Origin of the sequence: Streptomyces collinus (assembly GCF_031348265.1) — a bacterium.
Lineage (GTDB): Bacteria > Actinomycetota > Actinomycetes > Streptomycetales > Streptomycetaceae > Streptomyces > Streptomyces collinus.
In genome coordinates this window covers 771,324-788,089 of record NZ_CP133771.1, presented here as the reverse complement: position 1 = coordinate 788,089, position 16,766 = coordinate 771,324, and the positions used below count along the sequence as shown (strand labels likewise).

Here is a 16,766-nt window from a genome sequence, read left to right as displayed (position 1 = left end):
CATGGCGACCACGCAGACCGAGAGCACGCCGACCACCTACCCGACCGCCTCGGGCGGCACCCTCGCCTCCACCGTCCCGGTCGGCGCGGTGTACGCCGAGGGCTCCCCCTTGCACTGGGGAGCGAGCCTGGTGGAGGGCGCCGTCGTCCTGGACGAGGAGGTGGCCCCCAACGCGCCCTGGTCGGCGGTGGTGAAGGAGGGACACATCCTGACGATCGTCGACGTCGGCGGCAACCAGTCGGGCGACTGCCTGCTCTACGACGCCGACGACCCCGAGGAGCGCTACAGCGTTCCCGACACCCTCGCCTGGCAGGGCAACGCCTATGTGCGCACCGGAACCGTGCTGCGCAGCAACGAGGGCCGCCCGCTGATGACCGTCGTCGCCAACGAGATCGACCGGCAGGACACCATCGGGGGCGCCTGCGGCAAGGAGTCCAACACCCTGCGCTACGGCCACCACGTGATGTTCCATCACGGCTGCCGCGAGAACTTCCTCGCCGAGGCCGGCCGGCGCGGTCTCGGGGTCCGGGACATCGTCTCCAACCTCAACTGGTTCATGAACGTGCCCGTCGAGGCGGACGGCGCGCTGGGCATCGTGGACGGCATGTCGGCGCCCGGCCGCCGGGTCGCGGTGCGCGCCGAGACGGACGTCCTGGTGATGGTGTCCAACTGCCCGCAGATGAACAACCCGTGCAACGACTTCAACCCGACCCCGCTGCGGATGATCGTCGTGGACCCGCAGGGCGCCGGCAGCCCGGCGAGCCCCGTTGCGGGCCGCCTCGGGTCCGCGACCACCCCAAAGGACGCCGCGTGAGTCGCCCCACCACTGTTCTTGTCGCCAACCGCGGTGAGATAGCCCGCCGTGTCATCCGCACCGCCAGGAAGATGGGCCTGGGCACCGTCGCCGTCTTCTCCGACGCCGACCGGGCCGCCCCGCACGTCCGCGAGGCCGACCACGCCGTCCACCTGGGTCCGGCGCCCGCACGCGACTCGTATCTGCGCGGCGACGCCATCATCGAGGCGGCGCTCACCCATTGCGCCGGAATCATCCACCCGGGGTACGGCTTCCTCTCCGAGAACGCCGCCTTCGCCCGTGCCGTCGAGGAGGCCGGCCTGCGTTTCGCGGGCCCGACCGCCGACCAGATCACCGCCTTCGGCGAGAAGCACACCGCCCGCGCCCTGGCCAAGGCGGCCGGAGTTCCGCTGCTGGCCGGGACGGAGCTGCTCGCGAGCGCCGAGGAGGCCGTCGCCGCGGCCGAGTCGATCGGGCTGCCCGTGATGGTCAAGGCCACGGGCGGTGGCGGCGGCATCGGCATGCGGGCCTGCGCCACCACCGACGAGGTGCACGAGGCCTTCGCCGCCGTGGCGGCTCTCGCCGCGTCCAACTTCGGGTCGGCCGGGGTGTTCCTGGAGCGCCTGGTGCGCCCGGCCCGCCACATCGAGGTGCAGGTCTTCGGCGACGGCACCGGCCGGATCGCCGTGTTCGGCGACCGCGACTGCTCGCTGCAGCGCCGCAACCAGAAGGTGATCGAGGAGGCCCCGGCCCCGGCCCTGCCCGACCGTGTCCGCGCACTGCTGCGGGACTCGTCGCACCGGCTCCTCGCCTCGATCGGCTACCGCGGCGCGGGGACCGTGGAGTTCGTCTACGACCCGGTGCGTGAGGAGGCCGCCTTCCTGGAGGTCAACACCCGGCTCCAGGTCGAGCACCCGGTGACCGAGGAGGCGTACGGCGTCGACCTCGTCGCACTCATGCTCACCCTGGCCCGCGACGGCAGGGTCGACGACGAGGTGTTCGAGCGGGAGTGGACGCCCGCCGGACATGCCGTGGAGGCCCGTGTCTACGCCGAGGACCCCGGCAAGGACTCGGCTCCCTCCCCGGGCCTGATCACCCGGGCGGCCTTCCCCGGCCAGGGCGCCGACGAGATGCCCGGCGTCCGCGTCGACGGCTTCGCCGAGACCGGCCTGGAGGTGTCGCCGTACTACGACCCCATGCTCGCCAAGGTGATCGCCAAGGGCCCCGACCGCGACACGGCGTTCGACGTGCTCGGCCGGGCCCTGGCCGCCAGCCGGGTCGACGGCGTCGTCACCAACCTGGGCCTGCTGCGCTCGCTGACCGTGCGGGACGAGGTGCGCGGGGCCGTGCACAGCACCAGCACCCTCGCCACCACCGCCGACCCCGAGCCGCGCATCGACGTCCTGGTGCCGGGAGCGATGACCACCGTCCAGGACCTTCCCGGCCGGCTCGGCCACTGGCATGTCGGCGTGCCCCCGAGCGGGCCCTTCGACCCCGTCTCCTTCGCCGAGGCCAACCTGGCCGTCGGCAACCCGGCCGGGGCGCCCGCGCTGGAGGTCACCGCGGGCGGGCTGACCCTGCGGTTCTCGGCCGCCTGCGTGGTCGCCGTCACCGGCGCCCCCCTCCCGGTCACGGTGGACGGCACCGCGGCGGCCCTGTGGGAGCCGGTGCCGGTCCCGGCGGGCGGCACCCTGGTCCTCGGCGCCTGCCACGGTCCCGGCCTGCGCAGCTACGTGGCCGTCCGGGGCGGCCTCGACGTACCCGCATACCTGGGCAGCGCCTCGACCTTCACCCTCGGCGGCTTCGGCGGGCACGGCGGGCGTGCCCTGCTCGCCGGAGACGTCCTGCGGCCGGGGGCCGGAGCAGTCGCCGGTGGCGGCCCGACCCCGCCCGAGCGCCGGCCCGCGATCCCCTCCCACTGGCGGATCGGTGTCACCGAAGGCCCGCACGCGGCCCCCGAGTTCTTCACCCGCGACGACATCGACACCCTCTACGCCACCGATTACCGGGTGCACCACAACTCGGCCCGCACCGGTATCCGCCTGATCGGGCCCAAACCCCAGTGGGCCCGCCAGGACGGCGGCGAGGCCGGGTTGCACCCCTCCAACATCCACGACACGCCGTATGCGGTGGGCGCCCTCGACTTCACCGGCGACACGCCCATCATCCTGGGCCCCGACGGGCCGTCCCTCGGCGGTTTCGTCTGCCCCGCGGTGGTCGCCAGCGGCGAACTGTGGAAGCTCGGACAGCTGTGCCCCGGCGACACCGTCCGCTTCGTACCGGTCAGGGAAGCCGAGGCCGCCGCCCTGGACGCCCGCCGTGCCTCACCCGCGCTGATCAGCGCGGGCGGAGACGGCGACGACGGCATACTCGGCCGTGTGGAGGCCACCGACGACCGCCCCTGCGTCACCTACCGCCGGGCCGGAGACGACAACGTCCTCGTCGAGTACGGCCCCATGGTGCTCGATCTCGGCCTGCGGATGCGCGTGCATGCCCTGCAGGAGGCCCTCGCCGCGCACGCGCCCGACGGAATCGTCGACGTCACCCCGGGCATCCGCTCCTTGCAGATCCACACCGACGCCCGCCGGCTGAAGGCCGGCGACCTCACCGTCCTGCTGCGCGAGCTGGAGGACGAAGTCGCGCCCACGAACGAGCTGGTGGTCCCCTCCCGCACGGTGCGATTGCCACTGAGCTGGGACGATCCGGCGACCCGGCTCGCCATCGAGCGGTACATGGCGGGGGTGCGCGACGACGCCCCGTGGTGCCCGTGGAACATCGAGTTCATCCGCCGCGTCAACGGCCTGGACACCGCCGACGACGTCTACCGCACCGTCTTCGACGCCTCCTACCTGGTGCTCGGCCTCGGCGACGTCTATCTCGGCGCCCCCGTCGCCACCCCACTCGACCCGCGGCACCGCCTGGTGACCACCAAGTACAACCCCGCACGCACCTGGACCGCGGAGAACTCCGTGGGCATCGGCGGCGCTTATCTGTGCATCTACGGCATGGAGGGACCTGGCGGCTACCAGTTCGTCGGCCGCACCGTGCAGATCTGGAACCGGTTCCGCAAGGGCGGACTGTTCGAGGACTCGCCGTGGGCGCTGCGCTTCTTCGACCGCATCGAGTGGTACCCCGTCACCGCGGAGGAACTGCTCGAACTGCGTGCCGAGACCGACGCCGGCCGCGGCGCCTTCCCGACCGAGGAAGGGGTCTTCTCGATCGCCGAGTACAACGCCTTCCTGTCCGCCGAGGCCGACTCGATCGCCGCCTTCCGGAAGCGGCAGAGCGCCGCGTTCGAGGCCGAGAAGCAGCGCTGGCGGGCCGCCGGCGAGTTCGACCGGGACGACGATCCCGGGCCCCCGGCCGCGAGTGCCGCCACGGTCACCGTTCCGGACGGCGCGTTCCCGGTCACCGCGCCGTTCACCGCCACCGTCTGGCAGACCGTCGCCGAGCCCGGCGCCGTCGTCGCCGAGGGTGACCCGATCCTCTCCCTGGAGGCGATGAAGATGGAGTCGAAGGTGAGCGCCCCCGCCGCCGGCACGCTGGAGATCTACGTGAAGCCCGGCGAACAGGTCGCCCCCGGCCAGGTCCTCGCGGCGGTGAGGGCATGAGCGCCCTGACACCGACCGCACGCGTCGAGGCCGCCTATGACCGCATCGAGAGCGCCGGCCGGCCCGAGATCTGGATCCACCTCAGGCCCCGTGACGAGGTGCTCGCCGAGGCGGCCGGGATCGACCCGGCGCTGCCGTTGGCCGGCCTGGTCGCAGCCGTCAAGGACAACATCGACGTGGCCGGCCTGCCCACGACCGCGGGCGCCCCCTCGTACGCCTACCGGCCGCAGGCCGACGCGCCCGCGGTGGCGAGGCTGCGCGCGGCCGGCGCGGTGGTGCTCGGGAAGACCAACCTGGACCAGTTCGCCACCGGCCTGGTCGGCACCCGCAGCCCCTACGGCGCGGTCCGCAACGCCTGGGACACGGCCCGCATCTCCGGCGGGTCGTCCTCGGGCTCCGCCGTCGCCGTCGCGCTGGGCATCGCCGACATCGCGCTCGGCACCGACACGGCCGGTTCAGGACGGGTGCCCGCCGCGCTCAACGGCATCGTAGGGGTCAAGCCCACCAAGGGCCTGGTGCCGGTGACCGGGGTGGTCCCCGCCTGCCGCACCCTCGACTGCGTGACCGTCTTCGCCCGCGACCTGCGGCTCGCCCGCATCGCCACGGAGATCGCCGAGGGCCCCGACCCTGCCGACCCGCTCTCCCGCACCGGCCCTCAACTCCCGCCGCCACCGGCGCGCCCAAGGGTCGCCATCCCGGCTCAAGAACATCTGGCGGGCATGGCCGAAGGCTGGCGCGAGGCCTTCGGCGCCACGGTCGCCCGCCTGGCGAGCACCGGAACGGACATCGTCGAGGTCGACATCACTCCGCTCCTCCAGGCCGCAGAACTGCTGTACGGCGGCGCGTTCGTCGCCGCGCGGTACGCCGCCGTGGGCGAGCACCTGGAGAAGCACCGCGACCTGACCGGGACGGACCTCGACCCCACCGTGGCCTCCATCGTGCTGGCCGGCCGGGAGAAGACCGCCGCCGACTGGGCCGCGGACACCGCCCGGCTCGCCGCCCTCGGCGCCGCCGGACGCGCGGCCCTCGACGGCTGCGCCGCGCTCCTGACCCCGGCCACCACCTGGCACCCCACCCTCGACGAGGTGGCGGCCGATCCGGTCGGTGCCAATGCCCGGATGGGGCGCTTCACCAACTTCGCCAACCTGCTGGACTACGCCTCGCTCGCCGTTCCCGCCGGGTTCGTGGACGGCCTGCCGTTCGGCGTGATGTTCACCGGACCGGCGTTCTCCGACCGTGCCCTGGCCGCCCTGGCCGAGCGGCTCGCCAATCCGGGGCTCGACCTGTTCGTGGTGGGCGCCCACCTCACGGGGCAGCCGCTCAACGCCCAATTGGTGCAGGCCGGCGGCACGCTGGTGGGCCCGGCGCGCACCGCAGACGGCTACCGGCTGTACGCCCTGGCCACCGAACCGCCCAAACCGGGCCTGGTCAGGGTGCCCGAGGATGGTCCGGGCGCCGGCACCGGGCCGGGCCGAGGCCCCGTAGCGGGCGGCGGGGCGGTAAGAGGTATCGAGGGCGAGATCTGGCGGCTGCCGGCTTCGGGGTTCGGGACGTTCACCGCCGCCGTTCCGGCGCCGATGACCATCGGCACCGTAGAGCTGGCCGACGGACAGCGAATCAGCGGCTTCCTCGTGGAGCCGTACGCCGTCGAAGGCGCACCCGACATCACCCGCTTCGGCGGCTGGCGGGCCTACGCCGCGTCCGCGTGACCGTCGGGCGAGCGGGCCGTGCTCCGGCTGCCGAGCACGGCAGAGGTCCGCGACCGGGGTGGCAGGATGGGGTTATGTCGATCATGCGTCCCCGCCAGGGCAGGCCCCGGCACACGCCGCCGTCCGACCCTGGCACTTCGGCCCGGGAACAGATCCTCGACGCCGCCGGAGCGCTCTTCGTCGAACGCGGGATCGCCAGTACCAGCACCCGGATGATCGCCGAGCGGGTGGGCATCAGACAGGCCTCGCTCTACTACCACTTCGCCACCAAGGAGGAGATCCTCGCCGAGCTGCTGGCCACCTCCGTGCGGCCCAGTCTGCAGATGGTGGAGCGGATCCAGGCGCTCGTGCCCGAGTTGGCGACCCCGGCCGCGGCGCTCTACGCGGTGGCCGCGATGGACGTACGCACCCTCAGCCGCACTCCGTACAACATCGGCACCCTCTATCTGCTCCCGGAGGTACGGACCGAGCGGTTCGACGCCTTCCGCGCCGAGCGGGGCCGGCTGCAGGAGAGCTACGGCACCCTCGGCGCCCTGGCGGCAGCCGAGGGTGTCGCCCGCTCCCTGCCCGCCGAGCGGCTCGGCGAACTGCTGATCCAGTTGGTGGAGGTCGTCATCCAGATACGGCGTTCCCGTGAGCCGGAAGCGGCCGATACGGAGGTCATCGCGTCGGCGTGCCTGCGGCTGTGCGGGCTCGGCGAGTCGGAGGTGGCCGCCGCCCGGGATGAGTCACAGGTCCTGCTGAGCCGCTTGGAATGACCGGCGGCGCACCGGGCGCACCACCATGCGCATTCGGTACCGGCTCAGCGAGCACCCTTCGGCCGCGCACCCTGCCGACGGGCGTACAGAGGGACGGTGTCTACTTGTCCCAGATCCTGCGGTACGCCTCGCGGTAGCCCTCCGAGTCCCAGGACAGTGCGCCGCCGCTGGTGGCGGCGGTGGTGACGTGGACGGGGGCGACGTATCCGCTGGCCGGCTTGCCGGCGAAGGAACGGTTGAACTCGTCGATGATCTGCCAGCCCTGTTCGGACAGCGGTTCCGGCACGGTGGCGGCCTGGAAATCCTTGCTATTGATGCGCTGGAAGGCCGAGGGATCACCGTCACCGGCCCCGATGTTGAGCGGGGCACCGTCGCCCTGCCTGCCCGCAGCACGCAGGGCGGGGGCCGCGTGGTCGAAGTACAGGTCGTTGATGGCGGCGGAATGGGTCCACCTGTCGCCGAAGCGGGAGGCCAGGGAGGAGACCCTCTTGGTGGTGAGGCTGCCCGCCCGGGGGATGGGCACGTTCTCGTAGCTCAGCAGTCTGACGCCGGAGCAGGTGGCGAGCTTCTTCTTGATCAGATCCGACTTTCGCTTGGCGAAGGGGATCGTGGCGTCGGTGAACAGGACGACGCCCGCGCGGCCATTGGACCGGGCGATGATCCAGTCGGCGCTGATCTTCGCGACTTCCTCGACCCTGGTGGTGATGTTGCTGAACAGCTTCGGATTCCTGCTGGGGCCGGGAGCGGCGACGGCGTGCCAGCCGATCAGCGGGATGCCGTCCGCGTTCGCCTGCTCGACCTGTGCGGCGACGGAGGTGGGATCGAAACCGCCGATGACGATGCCGTCGGGTTCGAGGGCCAGGGCCTCGGCGAAGGCGGCCTTGATTCCGGCGGGCGTGCCCTGGCCGTCGAGGGTGCGGACGCGCCAGTCGATGATGCCGGCGGCTTCCTGGACGCCCTTGGCGACGCCCGCCGCGCCGGGATTGGTCAGCGTCTGGGCGATGTAGACGATGGTCTTGCCGGGGACGGCTCGGGGCCCACTGGTCGGCCCCGACCAGGGGGCGTTGACGTCCTCGGCCGTCTTGACGGCCCGCTTGGCCTCGGCGAAAGCGGTGGGGCATCCGGGGCTGGACGAGCCGTTGGGGGAGGCGGCGACGGATCCGCCGGCGGTGGAAGCGCTCTCGCAGCCGGTGGTGAGGGTGATGGCGGCCGAGGCCAGGAGAGCTGTGGCCGTCACGGCCGCCTTGCGGGTGGGGTGCACGGGGTCTCCAACACGTTCGAGGCAGGGCAGGGCTTGGGGGGGAGCGTGGGTCGGCGGCGATTCCCGCGGGTGGCCACGGTCGTGAGGATCAGACCGGCGACGGGAGGAGGGGACCCCGAGTCCCGCGGGTGGCGATGCCCGGCGGTGGCCCGGGTGGCGCAGGGCGGCAGCGCGTTCCCGGGCCGAGGGGCGCGTTCGACTGGTCGGCCCGCGCCGACGTCCGCACTGAGCACCCTGGATCGATCAGCGGTGTGCCGTACGGCGGGCGCCTCACCGGGCGAAGCATTGCACTGGGGAGATACTTCGCAAATATTCCGTCATCGATTCTTTATGGCCCAAACTTTGTCATGTCATGGTAAAAGCGGTACTCTCGCCCAGTTGGTTCCGGACACTTGGCGCGATCCCTTCGCTCCTATCAGCGACGAAGGCCGCGAAAATGTCACGTCCGGTGCCGGCCGGTCGGCGGTCCGTGAGCACGGCATCCCCGTCACCGCTCAGCACCACACCGAAGGAGGCCCGGGTGTCCGCCACCACTGGGAACCCGCCGCACGCGCCGGACCCGCCCAGGCATGCCCGCCGGACTCCGCGGTTTCGCCGCAGGGCGGCGACCCTTCTCGACCGGTGGCCCTTCCGGCGCAAGCTCAACGTCCTGGTGATCGCGCCCATCGCGGTCGTCGGCGTGCTGCTCGGCGTCGGCGCCTACGGCCAGGTACAGCAGGCGCGGGACGCCGACCGGATCGCGGACCTGGTGCGCGACAGTGAACAGGTCGCGCGGCTCATCAACGACGTACAGGCCGAACACCGGCAGGCGCTTCTGCTCTCCGTGCAGTACGACTCGGCCCGCCCCGGAGCCCCACTGCCGCCGACCTCCGACTACCGACGGGCGCAGCGCAGCACCGACGCGCAAGCTGCCGCCGTGCGTTCGGCGTTCGCCTCCGGCCTGCCGCATGAGGAGGCGCAGGCGCTCGACTTCATTCGCGGCCTCGGTGTCCTGCGCGAAAAGCTCGAACGGGGCTATGTCCCCGCCGCCAACATCGACCCGGCGTACGCCTCCGCGGTCGAGTACCTGATCGACGGCATCGGCCTGGGGCGCTACTCCGGCACCACGTCGTCCTCGGTCATGACGATCCTGGACACGGTGCTGCGCGCCGACGCGTCCCATGCGGCCTTTGAGAGCGCCGTGTTCTCCGCCCAGACCAGGGACGCCAACGCCCTCACCGAGTACAGCCGGGCGGTCGGCGCCCGCAAGCTCTACGACCATCAGCTGGACCGGTTCGAGCGCATCGCCGCACCGGCGCAGGTCCTGCGCATGGACGGTATGCGGCGCAGTGCCGAACAGTACGGTGTCGAAGCCCGGTTCGCGGAGCTGCAGATCGATCCCGGGGCCCTGCAGGGCCAGACGCCGAAGCAGCTGCGCAAGGCGATCGCCGATGGGACCCGGCAGTCCGAAGCCCGGCTCGGCATCACCAGGTCGCTGATCGAGCAGACCGCCGCCCGGGCCGACGCCGTCTCCGCGGATGCCTTGCGGAACGCCGTCTACCTGCTCGGTCTGACCCTGCTCGGCTTCGCCGCCTGGCTGACCTTGTGCGTCCTGATCCGGCGTTCGGTCGTGCGCCCCCTGGAAGCCCTGACCCGCTCCGCCCAGGAGGTCGTCGACGTGGCGGGCGAGGAACTCGCCCGGGTCTCCGACGACGAGTCCGACGACAGCACCCCCCTGCGACCGAGGTCGATCCCGGTCCCGGTCCGTGACGAGATCGGCGAACTGGCCGAGGCGTTCAACCAGGTTCAGGTCACCGCCGCCCAGTTGCTGGAGCGGCAGGTGCTCAGCCGGCGCAACGTCGCCGAGATGTTCGGCAACGTCGGTCGCCGGGTGAGCAACCTGACGACTCGTCAGCTCATGCTGATCGACGCCGTCGAACGCGAGGAGACCGACCCCGAACTGCTGGAACGGCTGTACAGCATCGACCACATCGCCGTACGCCTCCAGCGCAACGCCGACAGCCTGATGCTGCTCGCCGGAATCAGGGAGACCGGCGCGGAGGCCCGGCCGACCCCCCTGGCCAACGTCATCAGGGCGTCGCTCGGCCAGATCGAGGGCTACCAGCGGGTGTCCCTGCGGGCCGAGACGGAGGTCACGGTCGCGCCCGACATCGTCGGTGACCTGACGCTGATGCTCGCCGAACTGCTGGAGAACGCGGTCGCGTTCTCGCCCTCCCATACGCCCGTCGAAGTGGCCGTCCGCCCCGGGACCGACGTCACCGAGGACGGCGGGGCGCTGATCGAGGTCATCGACCACGGCCTCGGCATGAGCGCGGAGCGCCTCGCCGAGGAGAACGCCCGGCTCGTGCGCCGGGAACGGCTCGACCTCGTGCCGACCAGGGTGCTCGGCCTCTTCGCGGTCGGCAGTCTTGCCCGGCGGTGGGGCGTGCGCGTGTCCCTGAGCCGCACGCCGGGCGGCGGGGTCACCGCAACCGTCTGGATCCCCGCCTCGCTCCTGCTGGCCATGGGTCCCGAGGGCCCCGAAAACGCCGGGCAGCCCGTGGTCGTCAGGCAGTCCGTGGACGTCAAGCAGCCCGCGGACGCCGAGCAGCCCGTGGACACGGGCCTGATCGGGGCCGTGGCGGCGTTCCCGGTGAGGTCCGGGCAGGAGACCGCCGCGCCCGCGCCGTCGCGCGTACCGGTCTCCGGCACCGGTGTCACCGAGCCGTCGGCGGCCCCCTCGTCGCACGACGCGCTTCCCCGGCGCCGCCCGGCGCGCACCGCCGCAGGACCGGCCGTCGCGGAACGGGCCGTCGAGGACGCCGACGGGGAGCGGTCGCCAACCTCGGGCGAACAGCGTGCCGCAGACGACTCACGGCCCCTGCGGCGGCGGGTACGGGGCGCGACGCTCGCCAGGACCTCTCCGCGGGCGGACCGGGGGGCGCCGCAGGTGCGGCAGCCCGCCGACGCCGAGGCCGTCCGCACGGAGCTCGACGAGTTCGAGGCAGCCGTACGCAGGGCGGAGCAGGACAGTGCTCATGCCCGGAGGGAACCAGCACCATCGCACCATCGGCAATCCCAGAAGGAGTCCGGCAGTGACCACGTCGACAGCTGACAGCAGTTCCGAGCGGCCCGAACCCACCGATCTGCGAGCCGCCGCAGCCGATTTCACCTGGCTGCTCGACCGGTTCGCCACGGAGACCGCCGGTGTGGTCGACGCCATCGCCGTGTCGTCCGACGGCCTGCTGATCGCGGTCTCCCAGCTGCGTGAGCACGCCGACTCCGAGCGGCTCGCCGCGATCGTGTCCGGCCTGACGAGTCTCGCCGCGGGCGCCTCCGGCAACTACGGGCTCGGCAGCCTCAACAAGGTCATCATCGATCTGGAGGGCGGCCATGTGCTGGTGTCGGCCATCGGCTGCGGCGCCGTCCTGGGAGTGGTGACCTCCAAGGAGGCGAAGCTCGGCAACATCGCCTACGAGATGACTCTCTTCGCCAACCGGGCCGGGGCCGCGCTCACCCCCCAGCTGGTGCTGGAGCTCAAGAACAGTGTCGGTGCGGCCCCGGCCGGCTGACCGTCCCCCGCCGGGGCACGGATACAGGCAGCCGGGGCACGGACACAGACACTTCGGAAAGGGATCGTGATGGCCGTCGGCGGACTACCACCCGACGCAGCGGGGCACGCCGGGGGCTCACCGGACCCGGCCGGCGGCCGCGCCCCCGCGATCCGGCCGTTCCTGCTGACCGCAGGCCGGGTGTCGGGGGGCGGCGCGGCGTTGCCGATCCCGGTCGAGACCCAGCTGGTGTCGACCTCGGCGGGGCTCGCCGTCCTGCACTCGCTCACCTTCGAACATCACGACATCATCGCGGCCTGCCGACGGCCGCAGTCGGTGGCGGAACTGGCCGCCGGGCTGCGACTGCACCTCAACGTGGTCCGCGTGCTGGCCGAGGACCTGCGTGCCGCAGGGCATCTGGCGGTCCACCGGCCGAACGCCGGAACCGCCCAGGATCTCTCCGTACTGCGAAGGGTTATCGATGGTCTTCGTGCCGTCCCCGACTCACGGGGGACACTCCGTGACACCAGTTGAACAGCCGCCGACGCCGGTCAAACTGGTCATAGCCGGCGGCTTCGGCGTCGGCAAGACGACGACCGTGGGTTCGATCTCCGAGATACGGCCGCTCACCACGGAGGCCGCGATCACCGAGGTCGCGGCAGGAGTGGACGATCTCACGCACACTCCGGGCAAGACCACCACCACGGTCGCCATGGACTTCGGCTGCATCACCATCGACCCGACGCTCAAGCTGTACCTGTTCGGCACCCCGGGCCAGGACCGGTTCGGCTTCATGTGGGACGACCTGGTGGAGGGCGCCCTCGGCGGTCTGGTGATCGTGGACACGCGCCGACTGGACGACTGCTACGCGGCGGTGGACTACTTCGAGCACAAGGACGTCCCCTTCGCGGTCGCCGTCAACGCCTTCGACGGGCAGGTCGAGCACGACCTCGACGAGGTGCGGTGGGCACTGGACATCGCCGAGCACGTTCCGCTGATCGTCTTCGACGCACGGAAGACGGGCTCGGTCCGCGACGCGCTGCTGGTCGTACTGAACGTGGCCCTGGCCCGGGCCGAAGCGGCCCTGGCACCTCGAACGTGAATGACTGCCGGCGTGTGCCTGGTCAAGCACGGTCCCAGACGACCCGGAGTCCTTCGGCGGCGGCGAATCGTTCGAGGTGCACGGCGATGACGTGCCGGACATGGGACAGGGCCTCCTCGTCCGGACCGGTGGAGGCGAGGCGCAGGGTCGTGTCCTCGTACGTCATGGCACAGGAACCGCCTGCGAGCTGTCAGTCCGTCCGGGGCAAGGGCCGACTGGGGGAGCAGGCCGATACGGCGGGCGGCCTCCCGGGCGGGCAGCCGCGCCAGGTCCCGGCCGTCGAGCAGTACCGCGCCGCCCGCGGGCCGGTGCAGTCGGCTCAACCCGGCCAGGAGCGTGCTCTTCCCACAGCCGTTCGGTCCGACGACGGCGGTCAGGCGGCCGGGTGGGAGAGCGAGCCCGACGGTGTTCACGGCGATCGCCTGTCCGTGGGCGAGGGTGAGGTCGTCGGCGCGTAGTACGGCCGACGGGGTGGCCGCGGTCGCCGAGGTCTCCGGCATGCGGCCAGCGGCGCCGTTCCCCGAGGGCGTCGTGGGTGTCGCCCGGGCGGAGTGACGGCCGCCTGCGCAGAGGTCGGTAGTGAGGGCGTGGCGGGCAGAGGCAGGGGCAGGGTCGTCGCGGCATCCGGGGACGGAGTCGTGGCGGGGCGGGTCATGGCAGCCTCCGGGGGCGCGATGCGAGCAGGAGCCAGAGCAGGTAGGGGCCGCCGATGACGGCCGTGACGAGGCCGGCCGGGACTTCGACGGGTGCGGCGAAACGTGCGTCCGGCGGTGTCGGCGAGGAGGACGAGCGTCGCTCCGGCCAGTGCGCTGCCGAGGACGGGAACGCCGTGCGGACCGCAGATGCGGCGGGCGGCTTCGGGGGCGAGCAGGGCGGCCATGCCCAGCGGTCCGCCGACGGCGACCGCGAGCCCGGCGCACACGACCGCGACCGCGAGCGCGCCGAGCCGTACCGCCCGCACCCGCACTCCGAGTCCGGCCGCCACCGAGTCGCTCAGGCGCGGCACGGTGAGCCGCCGTCCTGCCAGCAGGGCGAGCGGCAGGCACCCGGCGAGGCCGTAACCGAGCAGGGTCACCGGCGTGGCGGGACGTGCGTTGAGGCTGCCGACCGCCCACGGGAACGCGGCGTTCGCGGCATCGATCGGCGCACGGACCAGCAGCAGGCTGGTGATCGAGGCGAGCACCGCGCCCACCCCGAGCCCCAGGACGACGCAACCGATGCCGAGCTTCTCCGTGCGGGCAGGGCCCGGCTATGCGGGCGTGAAAAGCCCCAGCGACGCACTGACGGCAGGACAAGGCCGTGCCGCAATCCATTGCGCAGCCTCAGTAACTGGTTCGCCTCAGGTGTGGCGGCCGGCAACGCCGCCGACGGAATGAACGCTGCCCACTCCACCCCAGTGATCACGACGCCACGTGTACCACGTCATGCGGCCGGGGCCCTCTGGCCGCGCATCCGCACTGGGCGACAACCGGTGAGGCGTGGCCCAGACTCGAAGGGAGACTGCCCGAGCGCGTCCGAGGGGCCGGGCCCATGTATGACGTTCCGTTCTGGTTGTGGGCGGTGTTCGCCGTCACCGTGCTGGTGTCGCTGGCGGTCGATCTGCTGGCGCACCGGCAGGCTCATGTGATCGGTTTCCGCGAGGCCGCCGCGTGGAGCGGGGTGTGGGTGGGACTGGCGATCGTCTTCGGTGTCGTGGTGTATCTCGTGGTCGGCACCACGGCCGGGGTCGAGTACACGACCGCCTGGCTGCTGGAGAAGAGCCTGTCCGTCGACAACCTCTTCGTCTTCGCGCTGATCTTCGGCTACTTCCAGGTGCCGCGCGCCTACCAGCACCGCGTGCTGTTTCTCGGCGTCCTGGGCGCTCTCGTCTTCCGCGGCGTCTTCCTGGGCGCGGGCGTGGCGGTGGTCAGCCGCTTCACAGCCGTGCTGTTCGTCTTCGCCGCCATCCTCTTCTGGAGCACCTACAAGATCCTCAAGGGCGAGGAGGAGAGCTTCGACCCCGGCAAGAGCCTGGCCGTGCGACTGCTCCGCAAGGTCGTCCCGGTGCGGGACGAGTACGCCGGGCCGCACTTCTTCGTCAAGGAGGCCGGGCGGCGGGTCGCCACCCCGCTCCTGGCCGTCGTAGCCGCGATCGAGGCCGCCGACCTCGTCTTCGCCGTCGACAGCGTGCCGGCCGTGCTGGCCGTCAGCAGCGACGCCTTCATCGTCTACACCAGCAACGCCTTCGCCATCCTCGGCCTCCGCGCCCTGTACTTCATGCTGGCGCGGCTGCTCGACCGGTTCCACTACCTCAGCACGGGCCTGGCGGTCATCCTCGCCTTCATCGGCGTCAAGCTCATCCTCCAGGCCACCCACGAGACGATCAGCACCGCCGTTCCCGAAATACCCTCGCCCATCAGCCTCGCCGTCATCGCCACCGTCCTGGCCGTCTCCGTCGCGCTCAGCATGCTGCGACCACCGCTCGGCGATGCAGACGGCACGCATTCCGCTCAGCCCGCCGAGCCCGGCAGGCCCGAGAGCTCGCCCCAGGGTGGCACCACCGAACTGCCTGCCCGCCAGGACCCCGATGCACCGCCCGACGTCAGGTGACCACACCCACGGGACGTCAAGCAGACCGCAGCGACTGATTCAGCCCCGGAAAGCCATGCCAAAGCTACTCCAAAGTTACGCAAAGCGGTCGTAAAGTATCAGTTATGAGTAGTGAGCAGAAACCACCGGCGACCACGCCGCCCACCTACGTCTGCCGCTCATGCAAGCAGCGGGTGGATGCCGTGGTGGAACGACACAAGAGCATGGGCGTCTACGTCCCCCACTGGACCGCAGGCCCCTGCCACAACCCGCGATGCGACCACTATGTACCGGAGCAGATACCGATCAGCTCGGTCCGCAGCAGCGTCTGGAAGGACGTCGCGGGCTGGACCGGCCGCTGACCGGAGCGCGCTCTGCGAGTGATCATGTCACCGCCCTGAGTGCACTGGCAGGGTAGCGGGTTCCAGAACGCGAAAGCGGCTGAGCCATAGCCCCTGGTGGCAGGGCACTCCGCAGCGTCGACCCTGGCGTGGCCGGCCGCCGACGCACGATCGGGGAAGGTGGCCAAGATCGCCCTGACCGGCGACTTCCCCGCCGCCGATGGGCGGGCCTACGCCGATCACTTCGCGATCGAGGGCGGTGCCATGCCCTTCCCGGGCTGGAATTCCTTCGAGGGCGCGGACGCCGCCGACCGGGACCAGCAGGCCCGGGACCGCTTCGAGTCCGCCGCGCTTCCTGTCCCCGAGGCGGTCGCCAGGGGAGTCGTACGCCTGACCGACGAGCGCCGTTTCGACGTCCCTTTTGTTGTTGTCTGCCCCGAGTGCACTCCTGCCCAGGTCGAGGCGTGGATCGCCGCCCTGAGAGTCCCGAGCTCGCCCGCGTTACCCACCTTGAGTACGTGGACCTCGACTCGGGCCGTTCGGTCTGCTGACCCACTGAGGGGGAGTGAACCGGTGTCGCGGCCCCGGCCGAGGCCGCCGATCATCGGTGAAGGACCCGTCGTGGGAAAGCCGCTACCCGGGACGCACCACCATCGACATCGCGGGACTCACCACCTGGTCGCTGTTCGAGCCGTACGCGGACAGCGCCTGGATGCGCCGGGGCGCCGACTACGAGCGCCTCAAGGACAGGCTGACCGAGGAACTGCTGGGCCAGGTCTTCCGCTTCTGCCCCCAGCTGGAGGGCCGCATCGACCACACCGAGCTGGCGACGCCGCTCAGCTTCAATCACTTCCTCGGCAGGGAGAGGGGCGACTTCATGTCCCTCGCCCACACCCCGCAACGGTTCGCCCTGCGTGACCTCGGCGCCCACACCCACGTCTCCGGCCTCCTCCTCACCGGCCAGGACGTGGCATCGGCCGGCGTCAGCGGCGCCATCATGGGCGGCGTCGTCGCCGCCTCCGCAGCCCTGGAGCGCGACGCCCTGGAAGACCTCGCGACCGCGTGACCTCTTGCTGCGCCGCCCGGACGTGAG

The 16,766-nt window shown here is 71.8% G+C and carries 13 protein-coding genes and 3 pseudogenes; 12 read left to right on the top strand and 4 right to left on the bottom strand.

The window, feature by feature from the left end; all coding sequences use genetic code 11:
• Position 1: 1 nt before the first annotated feature.
• The 4 genes from RFN52_RS03535 to RFN52_RS03520 all read left to right on the top strand — a co-directional run bounded on the left by RFN52_RS03535 (position 2) and on the right by RFN52_RS03520 (position 6,871).
• Positions 2–814 carry an urea amidolyase associated protein UAAP2 gene (locus RFN52_RS03535; protein ID WP_311240878.1) on the top strand — a complete coding sequence of 271 codons (813 nt, stop codon included), beginning with the start codon at positions 2–4 and terminating at the stop codon, positions 812–814.
• Complete coding sequence (gene uca / locus RFN52_RS03530; RefSeq protein WP_184842156.1) at positions 811–4,404, top strand: urea carboxylase; 3,594 nt, start codon at positions 811–813, stop codon at positions 4,402–4,404. The genes RFN52_RS03535 and uca overlap by 4 nt, the downstream gene beginning before the upstream one ends.
• Positions 4,401–6,113, top strand: a complete 1,713-nt coding sequence (locus RFN52_RS03525) for an allophanate hydrolase (RefSeq protein WP_184842153.1) — start codon at positions 4,401–4,403, stop codon at positions 6,111–6,113. The genes uca and RFN52_RS03525 overlap by 4 nt, the downstream gene beginning before the upstream one ends.
• 74 nt (positions 6,114–6,187) lie before the next feature.
• A complete protein-coding gene (locus RFN52_RS03520) occupies positions 6,188–6,871 on the top strand; it encodes a TetR/AcrR family transcriptional regulator (RefSeq protein ID WP_184842151.1) in 684 nt (227 codons plus the stop codon).
• A 100-nt stretch (positions 6,872–6,971) separates the two neighbouring features.
• On the opposite strand, the gene RFN52_RS03515 is transcribed toward RFN52_RS03520, so the two are convergent.
• Complete coding sequence (locus RFN52_RS03515) at positions 6,972–8,132, bottom strand: substrate-binding domain-containing protein (RefSeq protein WP_184842148.1); 1,161 nt, start codon at positions 8,130–8,132, stop codon at positions 6,972–6,974.
• A gap of 520 nt (positions 8,133–8,652) precedes the next feature.
• Between RFN52_RS03515 and RFN52_RS03510 the strand changes: the two genes are divergently transcribed.
• The 4 genes from RFN52_RS03510 to RFN52_RS03495 all read left to right on the top strand — a co-directional run bounded on the left by RFN52_RS03510 (position 8,653) and on the right by RFN52_RS03495 (position 12,764).
• A complete protein-coding gene (locus RFN52_RS03510) occupies positions 8,653–11,226 on the top strand; it encodes an ATP-binding protein (RefSeq protein ID WP_229857095.1) in 2,574 nt (857 codons plus the stop codon).
• On the top strand, positions 11,207–11,683 hold the full coding sequence (locus tag RFN52_RS03505; protein WP_059422253.1) for a roadblock/LC7 domain-containing protein: 477 nt from the start codon (positions 11,207–11,209) through the stop codon (positions 11,681–11,683). The genes RFN52_RS03510 and RFN52_RS03505 overlap by 20 nt, the downstream gene beginning before the upstream one ends.
• A gap of 69 nt (positions 11,684–11,752) precedes the next feature.
• Positions 11,753–12,196: a DUF742 domain-containing protein gene (locus RFN52_RS03500; RefSeq protein ID WP_184842143.1), complete on the top strand. Its 444-nt coding sequence runs from the start codon at positions 11,753–11,755 to the stop codon at positions 12,194–12,196.
• The gene (locus RFN52_RS03495) at positions 12,144–12,764 is read left to right on the top strand and encodes a GTP-binding protein (RefSeq protein ID WP_184842140.1); all 621 of its coding nucleotides are present in this window, start codon (positions 12,144–12,146) and stop codon (positions 12,762–12,764) included. The genes RFN52_RS03500 and RFN52_RS03495 overlap by 53 nt, the downstream gene beginning before the upstream one ends.
• A gap of 22 nt (positions 12,765–12,786) precedes the next feature.
• Here the strand turns inward: RFN52_RS03495 and RFN52_RS03490 are convergent.
• The 3 genes and pseudogenes from RFN52_RS03490 to RFN52_RS03480 all read right to left on the bottom strand — a co-directional run.
• Positions 12,787–12,939 (bottom strand): annotated as a pseudogene (locus RFN52_RS03490) (DUF2218 domain-containing protein); the annotation flags it as partial.
• Positions 12,940–12,952: 13 nt separating this feature from the next.
• Positions 12,953–13,264: pseudogene (locus RFN52_RS03485) on the bottom strand (ATP-binding cassette domain-containing protein); the annotation flags it as partial.
• Positions 13,174–13,947: an iron chelate uptake ABC transporter family permease subunit gene (locus RFN52_RS03480; protein WP_311240877.1), complete on the bottom strand. Its 774-nt coding sequence runs from the start codon at positions 13,945–13,947 to the stop codon at positions 13,174–13,176. The gene RFN52_RS03480 and the pseudogene RFN52_RS03485, both read right to left, overlap by 91 nt.
• Before the next feature lie 347 nt (positions 13,948–14,294).
• Here RFN52_RS03480 and RFN52_RS03475 point away from each other — a divergent pair, with 347 nt between their 5' ends.
• The 4 genes and pseudogenes from RFN52_RS03475 to RFN52_RS03460 all read left to right on the top strand — a co-directional run bounded on the left by RFN52_RS03475 (position 14,295) and on the right by RFN52_RS03460 (position 16,739).
• Positions 14,295–15,353, top strand: a complete 1,059-nt coding sequence (locus RFN52_RS03475) for a TerC family protein (RefSeq protein WP_229857097.1) — start codon at positions 14,295–14,297, stop codon at positions 15,351–15,353.
• 104 nt (positions 15,354–15,457) lie between these two features.
• Complete coding sequence (locus tag RFN52_RS03470; protein WP_184842134.1) at positions 15,458–15,694, top strand: hypothetical protein; 237 nt, start codon at positions 15,458–15,460, stop codon at positions 15,692–15,694.
• Between the two features lie 90 nt (positions 15,695–15,784).
• A pseudogene (locus RFN52_RS03465) lies at positions 15,785–16,209 on the top strand (alpha/beta fold hydrolase); the annotation flags it as partial.
• A gap of 71 nt (positions 16,210–16,280) precedes the next feature.
• The gene (locus RFN52_RS03460) at positions 16,281–16,739 is read left to right on the top strand and encodes a phytoene desaturase family protein (protein ID WP_311240876.1); all 459 of its coding nucleotides are present in this window, start codon (positions 16,281–16,283) and stop codon (positions 16,737–16,739) included.
• The last annotated feature ends 27 nt before the right edge of the window (positions 16,740–16,766 follow it).